This window comes from Candidatus Amoebophilus asiaticus 5a2, from assembly GCF_000020565.1.
GTDB lineage: Bacteria > Bacteroidota > Bacteroidia > Cytophagales > Amoebophilaceae > Amoebophilus > Amoebophilus asiaticus.
Genome location: NC_010830.1, coordinates 366,238 through 386,472, shown reverse-complemented (window position 1 = coordinate 386,472; position 20,235 = coordinate 366,238). Strand labels below are relative to the sequence as shown.

The following is a 20,235-nucleotide window of genomic DNA, read 5'->3' as shown; positions in this document are numbered from 1 at the left end:
TGTTATTTTGCACCCAAGTACTGCCTACAACTCACTATATCTTAATTTGGTTGTTAGCTAGCATAAACTATATTTAGCAACATACACAAAAAAGGTGCTATATAAAATTTGTATATTCGGCTGCCTAGCTAATTCCTTATTTTTTTAAAATGATAAACCTGATCAATATTTCTATTGCAGATAGTATAGTCAATAACTATAAAAGCTTATCATGGATATTACCTGCATTATGGATAGTAGGGACATTTATAGCTAATATAATCATACAACTTATACCAAGAAACCATCAACAATCTGTTTATCAATACCTATTTACCATATTGGGCTTGCTTGGTACTTTATACGCTAGTATAAAAATTAAGCAACAAATACTTATCCAAAAAGAAATCATACTATTTAACAACCTACTGCAAGTTGACTCTTGGAGTACACATATGCATATACTTCTAATAAGTATTACTTTATTTATAATATTGATTCTTTGCTTTACCAACCGACCTTATAAATCTACTGACTATCTAGGAACCTATTTATTAATGATACTTGCCACACTTTTAGGGGCTTATTTGCTTGTTATATCCTACCACTGGCTATTAGTGTACTTAAGTATAGGCTGTATGACAGTAGGCTCTACCGTACTTATTTATGAGAATGGAAATCGACCAACTTATATATTAGCTAGTACACGCTACCTCATATACAGCGTTGTAGCAAGTGCAATTATGTTAGTTGGTTTATCTTATTTATATGGTAGCATGGGAACATTAGAACTTTACAAATTTACTAGTTACAATGAAGCAGTCTATTCTATTTTGCAATTCATTTGGCCAATAGGCTTCTTTTTAGCACTAAGTGGTTTGCTAATGAGTATAGGAAGCTTTCCCTTTCAATTTTGGGTAGGGAGCGTATATCAGCATACTTCTTTTAGCACAGTAGCCTATCTATCTACAGTACCTAAACTAGCAGGCATAGCATTTCTAGTAAGGTTACATAGAATAGCTACACAAGCATCACCTTTTATAGAGCTCCCCCTAAAAAGTTTGTGGGCGTGCATAGCTATGGCAACAATGGTAGTAGGCCATTTAGGTGCACTTACTACAAAAGATGCTAAAAAATTATTAGCATACGGGTCTATAGCACAAACAGGATTTCTATTAGCTATTATGGTAACTGATATGAGTGTCTATACACATATAACTTATTATATTATCGTGTATACTATCATGAATTTAGCTTCTTGGTTTGGACTACAGATGCTTAGCTATCATAATATTAACAAGAACTCATCTATTGAGGCTTACGCAGGATTAGGTCGCCAATTGACTATAGGCAGCATGTGTTTCTTAATAATTATGCTTGCACTGATAGGCATTCCTCCTACTGCTGGGTTCTCGGCGAAGCTAATTATATTTAGTCACTTATGGGAAATTGCACAATTATCTAGGAGCACCTTGCTCACCAGCCTATTCATAACAAGTATAATAGGAACTGTACTTGCTTTATATTATTACTTAAGACTTCCTTATATATTATTTTTTAAAAAAGCTCCTCAATTAAAAATAACATCTACCATCCATCCTTCTATGTTATTAGTAGTAATATTGCTAACTATATTACTATTAGTCTTATTCTTTATCAACAGAGCAGTGATAAGCTATTAAACTAATTGAGTTGGTTTATAAGGGCAAAAGTATAGGCAGTTTCTTTTGAGCAACCTATTTAACAACCTTCCTATTAGTATTTTTGGTATTGTTAAATTGGGATAGGATTAGTAAGTTAGAGGAAAAAGTATGAATTGTCCTCGATGTAATAATACTCAAAGCTGTAAAGATGGAATTGTTAGAGGTAGACAGCGCTACCAGTGTAAAAGTTGCCGTTTCCCTTACACAGTTAGTCACAAATCAGATGTTAAACCTGTATCTACTAAGCGAAAAGCGTTGCAATTATACTTAGAAGGATTAGGATTTCGAGCTATAGGCCGTATACTCAACATAAGCTATGGAACAGTCTATCAATGGGTAAAAGCATGTGGAGATCAAGTAAGTTTACCAGAAAGACAAGATCAAGTAGATATAGTCGAGATGGATGAAATACACACATATGTGGGTTCAAAAAAGTCTACTGCTGGATATGGATAGCTGTTGATAGATTGAGCAAGCGTTTTATATCATATGTGTGTGGAGATCGCTCGACACAAACCGGATTGAAGTTATGGGAGCGCGTCAAGGATATAGGCAAGCTGTATTGTAGTGATTATTGGAAAAGCTACCAGCAGTTTATTCCAAAAGATAAACACCGACAAAGCAAATCAGAAACTTATACAGTGGAAGGATATAATAGCTTAATGAGGCACTATTTAGCAAGATTTAAGCGTAAAGGAAAATGCTATAGCAAACAGGTGCACATGATAGAAAAATCGCTCAACCTGCTAATGGCCAAGCTAAATAATCAGCTGCCTATCTTAATTTAACAATACCGTATTTTTAATGTAATACTAGTGAGTTCTAGTCGGCTATATAGCTATGTTGTACAGAACTTAGTATAGATTCTTGGACATGCTTTACAGTGCTATTATATCATTCATATTATATTTAAGATATAACTATTTAAATAAATTATTTGACTTAAACTACCTTTAAGCTTTGAAAATTAAGTTATGTGAAATAATTTGCATCTTTAGGCAAGGCCGCTAGGCACATAATTATGGAAAAATTCAAGACATTATATACTGACTTAGAAGAAGACATTTTGACCATTACCCTTAATAAACCAGAAAAATCGAATGTATTAACCACGCAAACCATTCATGATCTGCGGTCGGTTATCCAGAAAGTATATGATGATAATACCATTAGAAGTGTTATCATAACCGGAGCAGGAGAAGAGGCCTTTAGTATAGGTGAAGATTTAAATGAGCTCCAAGAATTAAGCGAACTAAATGGTAGAAAGTTTGCTGAAAATGGCCAAGAAACATTTGCATTAATTGAAAATTGCCACAAACCTATACTAGCAGCCATCAATGGCCATGCATTAGGTAGTGGACTTGAATTAGCATTAGCTTGTCACCTAAGAATAGCTTCTGAAGAAGCTGAATTTGGTTTTCCAGAAGTAACTAGAGGTATCATTCCAGGGTTTGGAGGCACTCAACGGCTTACTTATCTACTTGGCAAAACAACAGCATTAGAGCTATTGATAACAGGAGACACTTTTTCTGCATCAGAAGCCAAAGAAATGGGATTGGTCAATCATGTCGTGAGTTATAAAGAAGCAGTTATCAAGAAGAGTAGAGAAATATTACATAAAGTCATGGCTAACGCACCATTAGCAATAGGTGCTTTGATCAATTGTATTAATGCTGCTTACCATCCTGAAGAAGATGGTTATCAAACTGAAGCCAACGCATTTGCAAACTGTTGTAAGTCAGAGGATCTTACAGAAGGCATTAGTGCTTTCTTACAAAAAAGAACACCTAATTTCAAAGGCGAATAGAATTATTGTACAACCATTTATTACTATCTTAATATGCATGTTGCGTTTGCTTGTATGGCAGCTAAGGGGCATGAAGTGTATAGCAACGAAAGTGTACGCTAAGAAATAAAATCTGTTATGTAGAAAATTTAGTTATTTAAACCGGTCTTTCAAGCTATTTTCTAGTAATCTGCATTTATAACATAACTTAGAATATAAAATAGGCTTAAGAATTCAAAATTATTGGTAATGGTTTAAACTTTACTTTACTAATTGATTTATGGCCTGGTTAACAACCATCTTTCTTTTTCTTACATTACATATATAATATACACTTGGCAGCATGCTTGGTTGCTAAGAAGAAATTATTTTCTTATAGAAGGCATAGCAAATATTAATAGTTGAATTTACATTCAATAAACTATGCTATCATTTCATTCTACTTAATGTTGTATATTTCAATTCTAATCGTTAGTTAGCAATATGTTATAGTACATCTGATATTTTTTAACAGATACTTTTTGTAAATAATACTACTTAATAAATTGTAGCCTTGTAGCTATGAATTATTTTAATACAGACGCTTTTATCGTATATACTTTTTTAGTAGCAACACTACTGATAGGGTGTTTTGCAGGTAGGAATATTAAGGACATCAAAGATTATACACTTGCAAATAGGAGCTATGGGACTGGCATATTAACGATTACTATGTTAGCTACCTATATCACAGGATCCCAAGTTATAGGCTATGTAGGATACGTTTTTGAACGTAGTATATTACCATTTATTGCAACATTTTTCTGTGGTGTTGTTGTATGTTTTTTATTTATTGCCCGTTATATAACGCCTCGTATACGTTATTTTGAAGGGTGTTTAACACTAGCTGAAGTAATGGGAAAGCTATATGGTAACAAGGTACGTGTATGGGTTGGGATATTGGGGGTTTGTTATTGTTTGATTATGGTTACTTTACAAATCATTTGGATGAGTTATATTGGAGAGCTTATCAATATACCCAAGCAACTAAGTATTTTATCGGGAGCTTCATTTCTGTTACTTTACTCTGCTAGAGGAGGAATAAGGTCTGTAGCTATTACAGATGTAATTCAATTTATAGCTATAAGTATAATAATAGCTATAACGATCAATATTTTAATTGACCAGCTAAATATAAAAAATGTAAATATAAGTGAGGTATTCCTTCACATTCCAGAAAACAATTTAAAGTTCTGGCAACATCCAGGTTTAAAAGACTATTTTATTTCTTGTTTACAAGGCCTTTTCCCCGCTTTTCCTTTAAGTTTTCCATTTATGCAGCGTATGCTTATGGCAAAGAATAAGCGTCAGCTAGCAAACAGTCAATACTTAAGTATATTTTATCTAGGATTATTTTATATGTTACTTACCTGGATTAGACTAATGGCTATATGTTTAAAAAACCTGGGAGATGCTAATATGGCACAACAAAGCAGCAAAGCATTTATATATTTAATCAAAAGCTATTTCCCAGTGGGGCTTAAGGGTATAGTGATTATAGGCTTACTAGCTGCTGTTATGTCTACGGCAGACTCATTCTTGCAAAGCGCGGGAGTTCTTATGGGATATGATGTTATCCAATTGTTGTATAAGAAAAACCAACAGATCAATATTTTAAAAATAAGCCAGTATGCGACATTCTTTCTTGGCATTGTAGCATTATTTATTGCGATAAGCCAACAAGTGTTACCGCGTGTACAATATGGCAATATACATTGGGGTAAAGGAATAAATATAGTAAGAGATTTTGTTGGAGTTGTCTTTACTATTCCACTTATAGCTGGAATTATGGGCCTTAAAACAGACTCTAATTCTTTTTTTATCTCTATGCTTGCTACATTTGTTACTTTTCTTATAGGTAAGTTGTTTTTGCCTGACTTGTGGTTTATGCCTGTGGTTATCGGAGTCAATGCAGCCACATTCTTTGGGGCTCATTATATTCAGAATAAAAGATTTGTAACTGTAAAGCGAGACACTATTACTTTAGCTTAAAACAATTTTAGATATTCTCCATACATAAAATACGCTATACCTGGCTTAACCTAGCTTTTTTTTATTTTTATTTTTATTTTTACAAATATTACACTAGGAACTGATCAATATACATTTAGAAGTTAATGCCGTGGAACAAATCTATTAATTTAGGTAGTATGGCTGGGTAACGAAAGTTATCTTGGTTCAACTCATTGAGAGGTAAAAATCTAGCCTCCAAGATTTCTTGTTCTTGATGATCGTTTATTTTTCTCAAAGGTGTATTTAAAGGTAGTGTCTTATTAAAAGGAACGGCTTCATATATATATAAATTCCCCTCCTCAGGATCTTCTATAAAATATAAAAGGCGTACTATTTGTACTTTTACACCTGCTTCTTCCCACGTTTCACGTTTAGCTGTGTCTGACGCACTTTCCCCGGGCAAAGGCTTACCTGCAGGAATATCCCATTTCCCTATTTCTCGCAGTTTAACTACTAAAATATGGTTTCTATTTTTTACAATACAACCTGCATTACCATGAAGGTAATCGCCAGTTGCTTGATTTAATAGAGCCGCTGCGAAACAGAAAATTGATAAAACTATTGGATTTTTGAGAGATAAATTTACTATCTACAAAAAATCAACCTGCCTTTTTTATACTTTAAATGCCTATTTTTATTTTTTGTGTTCTCTAAATTGTGAAAAATACTCCTCTGTTTTTTTATAACAGTTGTTTCGCAGCAGGTCTAATGTTGTTGCTTTTTTATTCAAGAAGATATTTTGTATTGTCTTTTAAATTTTTAGAAAAAAAATAGCGTTTAAGGAACAAACTTTATCTCAAGAAGGATTTTAAAAGTTAACAAAATTTTCGCTAAAAGTAGTCTAATGTAGCGGGGATACACCCTAGATGTGCCTCATTAATATCTGCTTTATACTTTAATAGAATCCTTGCAGCTTGTTCCTATCCTTTCTAATAGCTGAATAGAATCGCTTCAAAACATTTAGTTATTAGATTGATTAAACTTTTAATTCTTAAACCTGTTATTCTACAAAAGCTAATCTGCCTTTTTTATGCTTTAAATACATATTTTACTTCTTAAGTCTTTCTCAATTGTATAAAATGTGTCTCCATTTTTTGCCAGTTGTCGTTTCGCAGAATATCTAATAATTTTTTTAAAATAGCCGCTGGGTTCCCTTATATTAACGCCCTGTATTATAGTTACCGTTGCTTATTTATAAAAGGCAACCTAGCAGCATATATGATCATATAAGCAGCCTTAGTTTGTTAAAACAGGACTACTTTTCCACTCCATTTCCTTTTCGTCAAAAGTAAATATTTTAGGTTCAGGCGTATTTATATCGTAGTTCGCATCGACCATGTAATAATTGGCACCTATGTTATACCACCAGCTTCCAAAACGAGGTCTATAAGGTAAATAGTTGATATAACTAATTGTAAAATACTTTTGTTGAATAAATGTAGGTATTGCCTCTATCAGTTGTTCAAAGCTTACAATAGGGGTCTTGTCAAATGCTAGGAGTTTTAGTATAACCTGTTTCCCATAGTCAGTCAAAATATAAGGGAATACATTATCAAACGTATTACTACCTTGTATAAGCGAAAAAGTTAATGTATTAGCTGGTATGCCCGTTTTCTCACTAAAAGGGTCGTCTACCTTAAAAAAGAGTGTTCCACCGAAGCTAACCATCTGTTTCACCTTATGATCTTCTAAATTATAAAGAGACAAGGTTATTTCTTGAAATTCACCGCTTCTGTAAATTCCTAAGACAACCGTATCTGAATTAGAGTTATTCATGATGAGATCTAATTCAGATAATCTAGGGCCTATTAACTGTTTATTCACAGTCCAGATAACATCCCCTGACATCAACTTACCATCAGCCGGAGAGCCAACTAATGTCCTACTAACCTGTATAGCATTTCCTAGAGCTTCAGGAAATTTCTTATTATAAGCTTGTAGCTCATTGGCAGGAAACTTTCTATACTTTACTGCTTCATTCAAAGAATAGGTTTCCGTAAATACGCCCATATGTTTCCTAGTAGGGATTTTGCCTTTTTCTATAAAATCGATAGCATATCTTATATAAGCAGGATGTAATCCAATACCAAAAGTATCGCTACCACCATAGTTAAGTGCTATAGCTTCACCTTGTTGGTTGATAACAGGTGAGCCGCTAGACCCCCCTTTTGTATTTAAGCTAAGCCGGATAGAATGTTGTGGCATAGCACCCTGTATTTCATATAGTCCTGTTATTGTACCTGTATGGATAGAAAAGCTTTTCCCTTCATTATTACCTATTATAAAAACTGGCTGATCCATCACCGGGTTCTTTGCAGTAATCTTAATTTCTGTAACATCAGCCGGTATCAATGTAGGGTCTATTTGCATGAATGCATAATCTAGCCAAGGATCATAGTACAGAAGTTTGGCATCAGCACGGCTACCATTATGAAAAAACAAGTGATAGGTACCTATTATTGCACCACCTGCAATATGTGCATTAGTAAGTATATACCCCTTAGCCTTGTTAATAATAAAGCCAGTCCCACTCCAAGAATTAGAAAAAGCCTCGTAAGCTTTTAAAGAAGCTTGCCCATGAATAGTTACAACAGATTTTTTTGCTTTTTCAATAATCTTTGTATCAAATTGTTCTTTAGCAAGCACAACTGGGCTGTTTATCCCTATTAGCAACAATGTGTTTAATAGGATCATTTTTATACTTGTTTTCATAGTTTATTATTTATAAAAAAGCGAAACTTCTTAAACTAAAATTTATATGATATTACGCAACAAATATAGAAATACCCGTCTTCAAAGCAAGTGCTTGTATCAACAGATGTACGCAATTTTTAAATATATTTCAATAGAACGGATGTTTTTATTAAGAATACACGACCGCACAAAGGGCATAGGTAAGTTATAAAAAAGTAAGTTGTTTTGTTTAATGTAGCTTTGTCGTAAAAAATTAGAAATATAGATTGGCCAATTCGTATTTACCATATTATCTTCAAGACTTTAGTAACCAACCAAACGCTCATATTTCACACATGAAAATTAGCCAACAAGAAATATTAAATGATTATAGAATTGCATGCCAAAGTAGAGAAGCCAGCATACTAGCACGTAAAGAAGTTTTTATGGGTAAAGCTAAGTTTGGCATCTTTGGTGATGGTAAAGAAGTAGCACAATTAGCCATGGCCAAAGTATTTCAAGCAGGCGATATTCGTTCTGGCTACTATAGAGATCAAACTTTTATGTTGGCTATAGGAGAGCTCACCATCCAACAGTATTTTGCACAGCTCTATGCACATGCTTCTATAACAGCTGACCCTGCTTCTGGCGGCAGAATGATGAATAGCCACTTTGGTAATCGTATGCTCGATGAAAACGGGAACTGGAAAAAGCTAGTCTCATTAAAAAACAGTGCAGGAGATTTATCGCCCACTGGTGCACAAATGCCCCGTTTAGTAGGGTTAGCGTATGCATCCAAACTATATAGAAATAATCCTTTGTTGGCTAACCTTACAGATTTCTCGAATAACGGTAATGAGATTGCTTTTGGCACTATTGGCAACGCATCTACTTCGGAAGGTATGTTTTTTGAGGCAATCAATGCTGCAGGAGTTCTGCAGATACCCATGCTTGTTTCTGTATGGGATGACGATTACGGTATATCTGTACCTCAAAATTATCATACTACTAAACATAGTATTTCGCAAGCACTAGCAGGCTTCCAGCGAACAGAGCAAGAGACAGGTTTAGAAATCTTTACTGTAAAAGGTTGGGATTACCAAGCAGTATGTGAGACCTATCAACGAGCGGCTGACTTATGCCGTACACAACATGTACCTGTAATAATTCATGTTCAAGAGATGACACAGCCACAAGGCCACTCTACGTCAGGGTCACATGAGCGTTATAAATCAGCAGAAAGGCTAATGTGGGAAGCAGAGTATGATTGTAATAAAAAGATGAGAGAGTGGTTGTTAGTTAATAACTTAGCAACAGCTTCTCAGCTAGATACTATAGAAAAAGAAGCCAAAGAAACAGTAAAAAGCCAGAAAGATGCTGCTTGGCAGTCTTTTACAAAAGACATGCAAAAAGAGCAACAAGAAGCCATTCAGCTTTTACAAGAACTTGCATTAACAAATTCAGATAGCCAAGAGATCACAAAGATTGTAGAAGAGCTTAATGTAGCTATTAACCCTACCCGATTACATGCCACACGTGCTGTAAAACAAGCACTTTACCATTTAAGACAAACACCTTATATCATAAAAAAACATTTGATTAGCTGGTTACAAGAGAATCAAAAGAGAAATGAACAGCGCTTTAATTCACATCTATATAGTACAGCCTTAAATGCAGCTTTAAATATTGATGTAGTAAAGCCTGATATCGATACAAACAGCCCCTGGATGGATGGCCGCGAAGTATTGCTGGCTTGCTTTGATGCAGCATTAGCAAGAGAGCCACGCTTATTTATTATAGGCGAAGATGTAGGGCGAATAGGCGATGTAAACCAAGGACTGGCTGGCATGCAACAAAAGTATGGAGAAATTCGAGTAACTGATACGGGTATTAGAGAGTGTACTATTCTAGGACAAGGTATTGGCGCTGCCATGCGCGGTTTAAGGCCTATTGTAGAAATACAGTACCTAGATTACTTGCTATATGCTCTTCAAACAATGAGCGACGACCTAGCTACCCTACGCTACCGAACTTGTAATGGACAAAAAGCTCCTTTGATTATCCGTACACGTGGGCACAGGCTAGAAGGAATCTGGCATTCAGGATCTTATATTGCTGGCATTATTCATAACGTACGGGGTATTTATGTATTAGTACCTAGAAATATGACTCAGGCAGCCGGGTTTTACAATACTTTACTCCAGGCCGATGATCCTGCTTTGGTTATTGAATGCTTAAATGGATACCGTATCAAGGAACAACTGCCTAATAATATTAGAGAATTTACAATCCCTTTAGGTATCCCTGAAATACTTAGAAAAGGCGAAGATGTCACCATAGTTACTTATGGAGCTATGTGCCGCATTGTCATGGAAGCAGCCGCTAGGCTAGAAAAGCTAGGAATCGACTGTGAGGTAATAGATGTGCAAACACTACTACCTTTTGATATCCAACATAGTATTGTCGAGTCTCTGAAGAAAACCAACCGTATTGTATTTGCTGATGAAGATGTACCTGGTGGTACTACGGCTTATATGCTACAACAAGTGATAGAAAAACAAGAAGGTTTTAAATATTTAGACACGGCACCTATTACCATTACTAGCCAGGAACACAGACCTGCTTATGGCGATGATGGTAATTATTTTTCTAAGCCCAATGTAGAAACAGTAGTTGATACTATATATAGTATGATGTCTACTTGTGCACCGGCAAAATATCCTATTTTGATATAAATAGTAAGCTCAATAAGGAGGCACTTAATGTGACTTGGAGTCAACAATGGTAGTTCGGCTAATTACTTAGTAATACCCCTCCAATCACAAACAACCATTGTATGCTCTGTATCATTTAAATTTTTAGGAACTCCTTAATAAAAGATGAGAATTACTTTGCTGTGCTTATAAATAGCATTAGTGTGCTTCTTCCCAATTTTTCCCAAGGCCTATTTGTACCTCTACAGGTACTCCTGCTAAAGGAAGTGAATTTTTCATGAAGTAAGCTACATGCTCTCGCATGATTTCTATCTCATGCTGGGGCACATCAAATACAAGTTCATCGTGTACTTGTAAAATTAATTTAGATTGAAGTTTTTCTTTTTGTAGCCATTCATAAATATGTACCATAGCTAGTTTTATCATTTCAGCAGCAGTACCTTGTATAGGCGTGTTGATGGCATTCCGCTCATCAAATCCACGTAAGGTTGAATTCCTAGAGTTGATATCCCTTAGATATCGTTTTCGTCCCATTAAGGTAGTTACATAGCCTTGCTCTCTAGCTTGGCCAATAACCCTATCCATATAGGCTTTTATAGCATGAAATTCTTGAAAATAAGCTTGAATGGTGGCTATGGCTTCCGACCGCGAAATACCAAGCCGTTGTGCAAGTCCAAAACCAGAAATACCATATATAATGCCAAAGTTGGCTGTCTTAGCTTGGCGTCTCATGGATTCATCTACCTGTTCAAGCGGTACTTTAAAAAGCTTACTCGCTGTAGCCGTATGAATATCCTTTCCTGCTTTAAATGCCTCTATCATATGTTCATCTTGTGAGAAAGAAGCCATAATACGTAATTCTATTTGTGAATAATCAGCAGAAAGCAACACATGATCTGGCTTACTGGGAACAAAAGCTTTACGGATAGCCCTACCCTTTTCTGTACGAATAGGAATATTTTGTAAGTTCGGGTTGGTAGAACTAAGCCGACCCGTGGTTACTACGGTTTGGTTATAAGAAGTATGCACTTTCCCATCAAAGGGAGAAATTAGATCAATTAAAGCATCTACATATGTGGATTTTAATTTTTGTAGTTCCCTGTAATCTAATATGTTAGCTGCAATGGGATGGTCCTTTGTTAAATCGGCTAGCACCAGCTCGCCAGTAGCATATTGCCCTGATTTTGTCTTTTTATTATTTCCAGCAATTTTCAGCTTATCAAATAATATTTCACCAAGCTGCTTAGGAGAACTGATGTTAAACGCATGCCCTGCTAACCTATGAATCTCTTTTTCTAAAGCTGCAAGCTCTGTACCCAACGTAACAGAAATTTCCCGTAGCACTTGAGTGTCTATTTGCACTCCCTGGTACTCCATGGCAGTAAGCACCTGTACCAACGGAATTTCTATTTCATAAAATAGCTTTGATAAATTTTCTTGTTTAATATTTAGTTCTAAAAGCCTTTTAAGCTGTAGGGTAATATCTGCATCTTCGCAAGCATACTCTTTAACCAATTCCACATCCACCATCCGCATGCTTTTCTGCGTAGACTTTCTAGAACCAATTAAAGCCTCTATAGGAATAGGTGCATAATTAAGATAGCTTTCGGCAATAGCATTCATGTTATGAGGTTTATCAGGTGCTACCAGGTAATGCGCTACCATGGTATCAAAAATAGGAGGCGCTACTTCTATGCCATAAGTGCGTAGAATAAGGTTATCGTATTTTAAATTCTGGCCTACTTTACACTGGGTAGTACTTTCAAGTAATGGGCGGAACTCTTCAATAATTGCTTGCGCAGCCTTCCTTTCTGCTGGAATAGGTACATAGTACGCCTCACCAGGGTAGTAAGCAAATGAAATCCCGACAAGCTGCGCTTGGTAGGGATCTAGGCTAGTAGTTTCTGTATCAAAGCAGAAAGTATCCTGAAGTTTTAGATAATTAATCAAATTTTGCCGTAAAGACGGTGTATCTATAAGATAATATTGATGCTTTGTAGTATAAATATTACGAAATGGAGCAGGATCAAGATATACAGAAGCCGTTTCTGCGGTTGGCTGGTCAGTAGGTGTGAAATCAAATAAGTTGGCTTGAGTGCCGGGAGTCCTTTTTGTGTTATAGTTGTCTTCTCCTAATAAACGTCTTGTTAGCGAATTAAATTCTAACTCTTGAAAAATTTCCTTAAGCGCTACAGGATCAGGACCTTGGTACCGACTCTCTTCAGCATCAAACTGTATAGGCACTTCTGTATGTATCGTAGCCAATTCTTTAGATAAAATGCCCTGCTGTGCATATTTTACTACATTCTCTTGCAGCTTCCCAGTTAACTGATCAGCGTTGGCTAATAAGTTTTCTAAAGTCCCAAACTGCTGTATTAGTTTCTGTGCTGTTTTTATTCCAATACTGGGTATACCCGGAATATTATCCACAGCATCGCCCTGGAGTGCAAGCAGATCCCTTATTTGATCTACGTTCGATATACCCCATTTTTCTAATACCGCCTGCCTATCTAGAATGGCTACGCCATTGCCCATAAAAGCTGGCTTATATATATAAATATGATCATCTACCAATTGTGCAAAATCTTTATCAGGCGTCATCATGTACACTTCGAACCCTTGTACGGCAGCCTGCCGAGCCAACGTTCCAATAATATCATCCGCCTCATAGCCTTCGAGCAATAGTACAGGTATACGAAAGGCTTTTAAGATTTTTTTTACATAGGGAATAGCAACCGTAATATCTTCGGGCTGGGAAGGCCTGTGTTCTTTATAAGCTGGGAAAGCCGTATGTCTATGCGTAGGTGCTCCAGTATCAAAGGCTACAATGATGTGGCTTGGCTTCTCTTTAGTAATGACCTCTACTAAAGTGTTGGTAAAACCCAAAGTAGCACTGGTATTAAGGCCTTTTGAAGTAATTCTAGGATTCTTAATAAAAGCGAAATGAGCCCGGTAAATAAGGGCCAACGCATCTAAGAGGAATAATTTAGGTTTATTAGTAGTAGCCATAGCTAAGGGTTAAATACGGGACTTTTGAATATTTGCTGTTGTTTTAAAGCTCTAGGTATATAACTATATTCGGCCGTTTCTGGAAATACTGCCAGCTTTTTATCCAGGCCCTTTTGTATCGCTATAGCTCCCAAGCGTCCCACCAAACTATATGTATTAGTAACAGGCATTAGGGCTAGTGGATCTTCATAAGCTTCCTCAATAGAAATAATTTTCCACCCTTGTTTACGGATATGTTCTATAAGGTCCCCTATAAAAAGCGCTGCTAAATCATTTTCGTGTAGTAAAAGTACATGCTTTACCTTTCTATTTAATACTTTGTGCGATAGCTTATCAACACTTATGATACAATCCCATAGGATACTAACGTATAAGTTTTTAAGCTTCTCGTGATCAATTATTTTGCCTGCTTTAACTGCATCAACCAGCAACTTACTCATATAGTAGTCGTGATTATTAACGGTAATATAGCCTTCTCGATAACCCATAGATTGCAAATATTGTATAACTTCTTGGCGTTGAACTTCATCTTTACCCTCAGCTAAATAAGGAAACCTAAATAGTAATTTAAAGCTGGGCAATGGGCTTAAAATCTCGTGAGCCTTCTTGATATCTTCTATGAAGTCTTGGGCAGTAATATCATTAAGTTTATAATGACTATAAGAGTGGTTAGCTATAATATGGCCTGCCTCTGCATACATGTGCAATCGCTTTAATCCAGTGGGTGTATGCGCATATTTGCCTATAGCAAAAATACCTACCGCAGGGCAATTAGCATCTTGCAATGCTTGTATGATCCTTTCTGTTTTTTCAACACCATTAAAAATAGCTGTGCTAGGCATGGGGGCATCATCTAAACTAAAGGCTATTTCTCCTAGTGGTTCACTTATCCCTACTGCTTCCTGAGGTAGTAGCTTTTCTGTATCTTCTGTTAGCTGGTTAGCCATTACAGAATGAAAAAATCCTATAAAAATTATCAAGCATCCAAGGAAATATCTAGCAATAACTGTCGAGGTCAGGTAGTACATTGGTAGTTTAGTCTATTTTAATCTATAAATTTCTTTTATCTTTTTTAAAAAGAAACGTACATTATCTATTTATATGTCTGTTTACACCAGCTATTACTATTTAGTAATAGGGCTTACAATTATAAATTCTATTTAAATTATTATTAAGCCAAGATACTTGATTCCAGCATTCTTTTCAAAAGATATCTTAATATCTACCCTGGTATCAGCATAAAGGGAATATAGAGCAATAGTTAAGATGAAAATACAATAAATTTATCCAGAATATGTGGGTTATACTCCAATAACAATTGAAAAGACCTGACTATGGAGTGTAAGGAGAAACTTAATGAGAAATAGATAAAAACTACTGGCGTCTGACAATATAAAGCGCTTAAAAAAGCGGTCTGGACGGGACTCGAACCCGCGACCTCCTGCGTGACAGGCAGGCATTCTAACCAACTGAACTACCAGACCGTTTGTATTATAGCAATCTTTTTAACTTACTGAATTGATTAACTCATGCGTAAGATTTTTCAAAGATATTACAAAAGTTTGATATTTTGATAGATACAACAAAAGAATTAGGTTATACTTAAAATCAATCTTAGTTTTGCAAAGACCTTTTCAGTTATTATACCAACTTTAGTCTTAGTAGTGTAAGAAGAATTTAACCAATCGCTTGGGAAAATCTTATCAATTACTATGTATAATGGCTTAGACATCTAGAAATTTTAAAAAATATTTAAAGAAAAAAGTATGCTTTTAGAATTTGAAAAACCCATTGCACTTCTGGAGGAAAAATTAGCGGCTATGAAAGCAAAAGCTGCTCAGAGAAAAGCAAGCAAGCTTTTACAACCCATCCAAAAACTAGAGGAACAAATAAAGACACTACAAGCAGAAACCTTTAAAAATTTAACACCCTGGCAACGTGTACAGCTCTCTAGACATGCCGACAGACCCTATACATTAGATTATATTACCCATATGACTAATGATTTTATATCCTTACATGGCGACCGTACTGGCAAAGATGACCCTGCTATTGTAGGTGGTTTTGCTAGATTGGACAATCAAACCATTATGCTAATAGGGCATCAAAAAGGTAGAACTACTAAAGAACGACAAGCTAGAAACTTTGGCATGGCTAATCCAGAAGGGTATAGAAAAGCCTTACGCTTAATGAAGCTCGCTGAAAAATTTAATAAGCCTATTGTAACTCTAATAGATACGCCGGGTGCTTATCCAGGCTTAGAAGCGGAAGAGCATGGACAAGCAGAAGCGATTGCAAAGAACATACAAAGTATGTTTGATATCCGCGTGCCAATCATATGCATTATTATTGGAGAGGGAGCTTCGGGTGGTGCGCTGGGTATAGCTGTAGGAGACAGGATATTGATGTTAGAAAATACATGGTACTCTGTTATTTCCCCTGAATCGTGTGCTTCCATACTTTGGAAAAGCTGGGATTATAAGGAACAAGCAGCCGAAGTGTTAAAACTAACAGCAGCTGATATGCAAAAACTCAATCTTATTGACGGGATTATTGCAGAACCTCTGGGTGGCGCCCATAGAAATCCTCAAGAAATAGCCTTAACTGTAAAAACAGAAATACTTAAACAGCTTGAAACTCTTAATAAGGTAAAATCTGATAAAAGGATGGAAGAGCGCATAGAAAAGTTTTGTAAAATGGGTATGGTAAAGGAATAGTAATAAGTAAAAATCTATGCTATTAATAATAGATTTCTTCTGAAACCTTATAAAATCTAGGTATAGATGTGTTTAAATGTGGACAAATGATAGGTTTTGGAGGAAGCTTAATGTAAACATCCTTTTTTTAATCTACATAATAGCTATAAAATTCCGGCACCAAACAAGTAAAAAACTTTCAAAACTAGGGGTTGTAAGCGTAAACCTCAGATTCTCCGGAGGTAGTTGTAAGGTAGCAACCCCTTTAGCAAGAAAGCGTTATCACTATGACCCATCAAATGAAGTATCTATAAATGCTAAAGGGTAGGTTTTATTCATTACCTTTCCTATGATATTCCTATTTTCCTATAATAATGAAAATTATACTACATTACCTTATAGCTTTTTTCATGATATTTATGTTAGGATGTCGTACTCCTAATCCTATACCCACAAATCTACCAGACTTAGTAGAGGAGGAAGTAGCGTTAGCATTTGAGAAGCACTCCTTTGTATCCTTCCAAGAGTTGCATGCTGATACACCTTATAGTATATGGGAACAATTTTTTACCCAGCGAGGTGGTCGTTCCTTTTGGCAAACTCTACAACAAAGGGAAGATAGCTTAAATTTTGATTTTGCAAGTCTTATTGTTCCTTCACTCCTTATTAATCCATCAGGATGGATAACTGAACAAGAAAAAAATGAAGTGGCAGCAGGAATTATACACTACTTAGTTTGTTATCAAGTTTCTGTAAAAAATATGACACTGAATCCGAAAATTACGCGTATTGAAGTTGACAGAAGCAACCAACTTAGTTTTATACCAGCTGAGATAGTTAATATTGTTAGCTTAACCTCTCTGGATCTCTCCCATAATTGTATTAGAGAACTACCTGATGGAATGTGTAATTTAACAGGACTTAACCTATCTTGGAATCAGCTTAGAGGCCTACCAACTAGAATAGACAATCTTGACAAATTAACCTTTCTAGACTTATCGCATAACCGTATTACAGAGCTGCCAGCTGAAATAGGAAACCTTGCTAGCCTAAAGATGCTGAACCTAGGATATAACCAGCTTGTAGAACTACCCGCTGATATAAGTAATTTTACTAACTTAACCTCTCTGGATCTCTCCCACAATCGTATTATAAAGCTATCTGATGAAATATTCAATTTTATTAGCCTAACTTGTCTGGATATCTCTCATAATGGTATTAGAGAGCTATCTAATGAAATATTCTATCTTACTAGCCTAAGGGTGCTGAATTTAGAATATAACCAGCTTGTAGGACTACCAGCTGAAATATTTAGTTCTACTAACCTAAGCTATCTGAATCTATGCGAAAATAAACTTAGAACACTACCTGCTTCTATAAATAGCAAATTTACTAAACTACTAGAGGATCAAGTACAAGATGAATTAGAACAACGTATAGAAGAGGAGTCTGCGGAAGACCTATTAGAAGAATATGAGGAGGTGCTAGAAGATGAAGTCCGAGAGGATATTGCTAATGGCAAACTAGGCAACAACTCATGGTTAGCTTCTAGCGAGTTACTACCAATTAATAAGGGAATCCTAAAGCATGCGTTAAGAAGACATGCTCGTCAAACATTTCCTCATAGTTTAACTACCCTGTGTATGAATTATATAGAAAACACTCCAAAATCGAGAAAAGTATTTACCAGAAGAAGTCTGTCAAGCGGCGCGAGAAAATAGACTTGGAAAAGCCTATAATTGGGAAGAAGGGAATAATATATTCTTTCTTGAAACAATAGGGAATATAGAAATTCCATTTCATCTAGATTATTTTATAGCTACTTACCAATCCATAAAAAATATACTTCGAGCTTTGAAAGGCAGACAACTTTATCAAATCCCCTAGTTGGGAAAGGTACGCTTTAGAATTCATGAACCGCAAACACAGGTTAATGTTATATTAAAAAAAGAAAAATCTAAAAATCTTGCCGTAAAAATCTGAGGTTTACGCTTACAGCCCCAAGTATAAACTTCCTTTCGCTTATGCTTGCATATAAAATATTTCTGACTTACTATAACATTTCCTTAGGTTTAAATTTAGATAACTATGAAATATACATATTCTTTAATACAGCCATCCATAATTCGCTTTTTATTGATAAGTGCTGTTTTACAGAGTTGCGGCACCCCTCCTAATTCACCGCCTCCTGCTAAAGAAGAACCCATAACTCACCTCCCCATTCCCATCGAAGGGCTAGCAGATAAACAGTTATCCCCTAAAGAAAGTCCTATAAGTACTATACCCCAGCTACAAGCAACAGAAATCGAGGAAGGAGGGGCGATCCAAGACATGCAAGCGTTGTCGGATTTGGCAGTAGCCCAAGGATCCGGACAAGACAAAGCTTGTAAAACAGTAAAAGCCTATTACCACAAGGTAGAAGCGGGAGTACAAGAGATTGCTCTTTCCACTTATGCAATGGCCCGATTATATGAGCGAGGTAAGGACACAGAAGAAGATTTAGGATTAGCCTTAGCGCTTTACACTAAAGCTAGCAAATTAGGACATCCAAAAGCAGCCTACCATGCAGGACGACTTCACTTGTTTGGCAGAACAGCAAGAAGTGATATAAGAGAAGCATACGGATTTCTAGAAAAAGCAGGCCAAGTAGGAATCTATAAAGCATGTTTATTATTGGGCAGAGTACATGAATATGGTTGGGGTACTGTGCCCAATGCAACAGAAGCATTAGCGTGGTATGCACAAGCATCATTATCCTTAAATAGGGATAGCTATTCACGTGGTAGTGCGTTGTACCATTTAGGATGGTTGTATAAGCTAGGTAAAGGGGTTGAAAGTAATGAAGCAGCAGCATTATCTTTTTTTGAGCAGGCTCTGATAATAGGGCAGGGTAACCCTATTAATCAAACACCTGACCAAACAAGTAGAATGTACAGTCAACGGATAGAAAATAGGGTAAAAAAGCAAACTCAAGAACAGCTCATACGAATCCTTACAGAAATATCCCATAATGGAGAAGCTATTATAAAAGAATTGGAAAATGTAAATGCTCATTTGGAGCTTGATGACAAGGCTGATTTAGCACTGTTAGTACATCACCCACTTTTTAAAACAAATTGCAAAAGCGTTCGTTTATTAAACCAGATGGGAAATGTTGGATTAATAGTTGAATTTGTTAAACATTTAAAAGGGACCAATGTCGATGCGATTAATTTGAGAGAAACTGAAATGTGTGACGCAGAAGTAGTAGAATTTTCCAAGTATTTACAAAGGACCAATGTGCGTACCCTTAATTTGGGAGAGAATAAAATAACAAGTACAGGAGCTATAGAGATCGCCAAGCATTTACAAAGAACACAGGTGCATACGCTTGATTTAGGTTGGAATAAAATAGGTGATCAAGGTTTGGTGGAGGTTGCTGAAAACTTGCAAGGAACAAATGTACATACAATTTCTTTAGCTAAGAATGATATAGGAGACGAAGTTACAATCAACTTTGCTAGCCATTTACAGGGAACACAGGTGCATACGGTTGATTTAAGCGAGAATCTAATAACGCCTGATGTCCAAAGGTTACTCGTGGAACAATATCCGCATATTAAGTGGTTTTTTTAGCCTGTTGT

At 35.9% G+C, this 20,235-nt stretch carries 12 protein-coding genes and 1 tRNA gene; 8 read left to right on the top strand and 5 right to left on the bottom strand.

From position 1 onward, the window contains the following. The first annotated feature begins 149 nt into the window (after positions 1-149). The 4 genes from AASI_RS01670 (at position 150) to AASI_RS01650 (ending at position 5,499) form a co-directional block, all read left to right on the top strand. Positions 150-1,661 (top strand): NADH-quinone oxidoreductase subunit N, encoded by a 1,512-nt coding sequence (locus AASI_RS01670; protein ID WP_012472526.1) that lies wholly within the window; start codon positions 150-152, stop codon positions 1,659-1,661. A gap of 129 nt (positions 1,662-1,790) precedes the next feature. Beyond that, positions 1,791-2,470 (top strand): IS1-like element ISCaa4 family transposase gene (locus AASI_RS07885; RefSeq protein ID WP_148204900.1). Its coding sequence is split into 2 segments (ribosomal slippage): positions 1,791-2,109 and positions 2,109-2,470, totalling 681 coding nucleotides; the frame shifts between segments, so codons are not numbered across the junction. 233 nt (positions 2,471-2,703) lie between these two features. Then, positions 2,704-3,489, top strand: a complete 786-nt coding sequence (locus tag AASI_RS01655) for an enoyl-CoA hydratase/isomerase family protein (protein ID WP_012472525.1) — start codon at positions 2,704-2,706, stop codon at positions 3,487-3,489. A 540-nt stretch (positions 3,490-4,029) separates the two neighbouring features. After that, positions 4,030-5,499 (top strand): sodium:solute symporter family protein, encoded by a 1,470-nt coding sequence (locus tag AASI_RS01650; RefSeq protein WP_012472524.1) that lies wholly within the window; start codon positions 4,030-4,032, stop codon positions 5,497-5,499. Positions 5,500-5,614: 115 nt separating this feature from the next. Here the strand turns inward: AASI_RS01650 and AASI_RS07880 are convergent, their stop codons facing one another. Next, a complete protein-coding gene (locus tag AASI_RS07880; RefSeq protein ID WP_262481538.1) occupies positions 5,615-6,070 on the bottom strand; it encodes an NUDIX hydrolase in 456 nt (151 codons plus the stop codon). 686 nt (positions 6,071-6,756) lie between these two features. Continuing rightward, positions 6,757-8,232 (bottom strand): S1C family serine protease, encoded by a 1,476-nt coding sequence (locus AASI_RS01640; protein WP_012472523.1) that lies wholly within the window; start codon positions 8,230-8,232, stop codon positions 6,757-6,759. A gap of 317 nt (positions 8,233-8,549) precedes the next feature. On the opposite strand from AASI_RS01640, the gene AASI_RS01635 reads away from it, so the two are divergent. Next, on the top strand, positions 8,550-10,928 hold the full coding sequence (locus tag AASI_RS01635) for an alpha-ketoacid dehydrogenase subunit alpha/beta (protein ID WP_012472522.1): 2,379 nt from the start codon (positions 8,550-8,552) through the stop codon (positions 10,926-10,928). Between the two features lie 177 nt (positions 10,929-11,105). Here the strand turns inward: AASI_RS01635 and polA are convergent, their stop codons facing one another. From polA to AASI_RS01620, 3 genes are all read right to left on the bottom strand, one after another. Continuing rightward, positions 11,106-13,916 carry a DNA polymerase I gene (gene polA / locus AASI_RS01630; protein WP_012472521.1) on the bottom strand — a complete coding sequence of 937 codons (2,811 nt, stop codon included), beginning with the start codon at positions 13,914-13,916 and terminating at the stop codon, positions 11,106-11,108. A 2-nt stretch (positions 13,917-13,918) separates the two neighbouring features. Then, a complete protein-coding gene (locus AASI_RS01625; RefSeq protein ID WP_012472520.1) occupies positions 13,919-14,863 on the bottom strand; it encodes a polysaccharide deacetylase family protein in 945 nt (314 codons plus the stop codon). Positions 14,864-15,326: 463 nt separating this feature from the next. Then, positions 15,327-15,400: transfer RNA gene (locus AASI_RS01620), tRNA-Asp, on the bottom strand. Between the two features lie 282 nt (positions 15,401-15,682). Between AASI_RS01620 and AASI_RS01615 the strand changes: the two genes are divergently transcribed. The 3 genes from AASI_RS01615 (at position 15,683) to AASI_RS01600 (ending at position 20,227) form a co-directional block, all read left to right on the top strand. Continuing rightward, the gene (locus AASI_RS01615; protein WP_012472519.1) at positions 15,683-16,633 is read left to right on the top strand and encodes an acetyl-CoA carboxylase carboxyltransferase subunit alpha; all 951 of its coding nucleotides are present in this window, start codon (positions 15,683-15,685) and stop codon (positions 16,631-16,633) included. A gap of 353 nt (positions 16,634-16,986) precedes the next feature. Then, positions 16,987-18,333: a leucine-rich repeat domain-containing protein gene (locus AASI_RS07530; protein ID WP_012472517.1), complete on the top strand. Its 1,347-nt coding sequence runs from the start codon at positions 16,987-16,989 to the stop codon at positions 18,331-18,333. Positions 18,334-18,700: 367 nt separating this feature from the next. After that, positions 18,701-20,227 (top strand): SEL1-like repeat protein, encoded by a 1,527-nt coding sequence (locus AASI_RS01600; RefSeq protein ID WP_012472516.1) that lies wholly within the window; start codon positions 18,701-18,703, stop codon positions 20,225-20,227. Positions 20,228-20,235 lie beyond the last annotated feature (8 nt).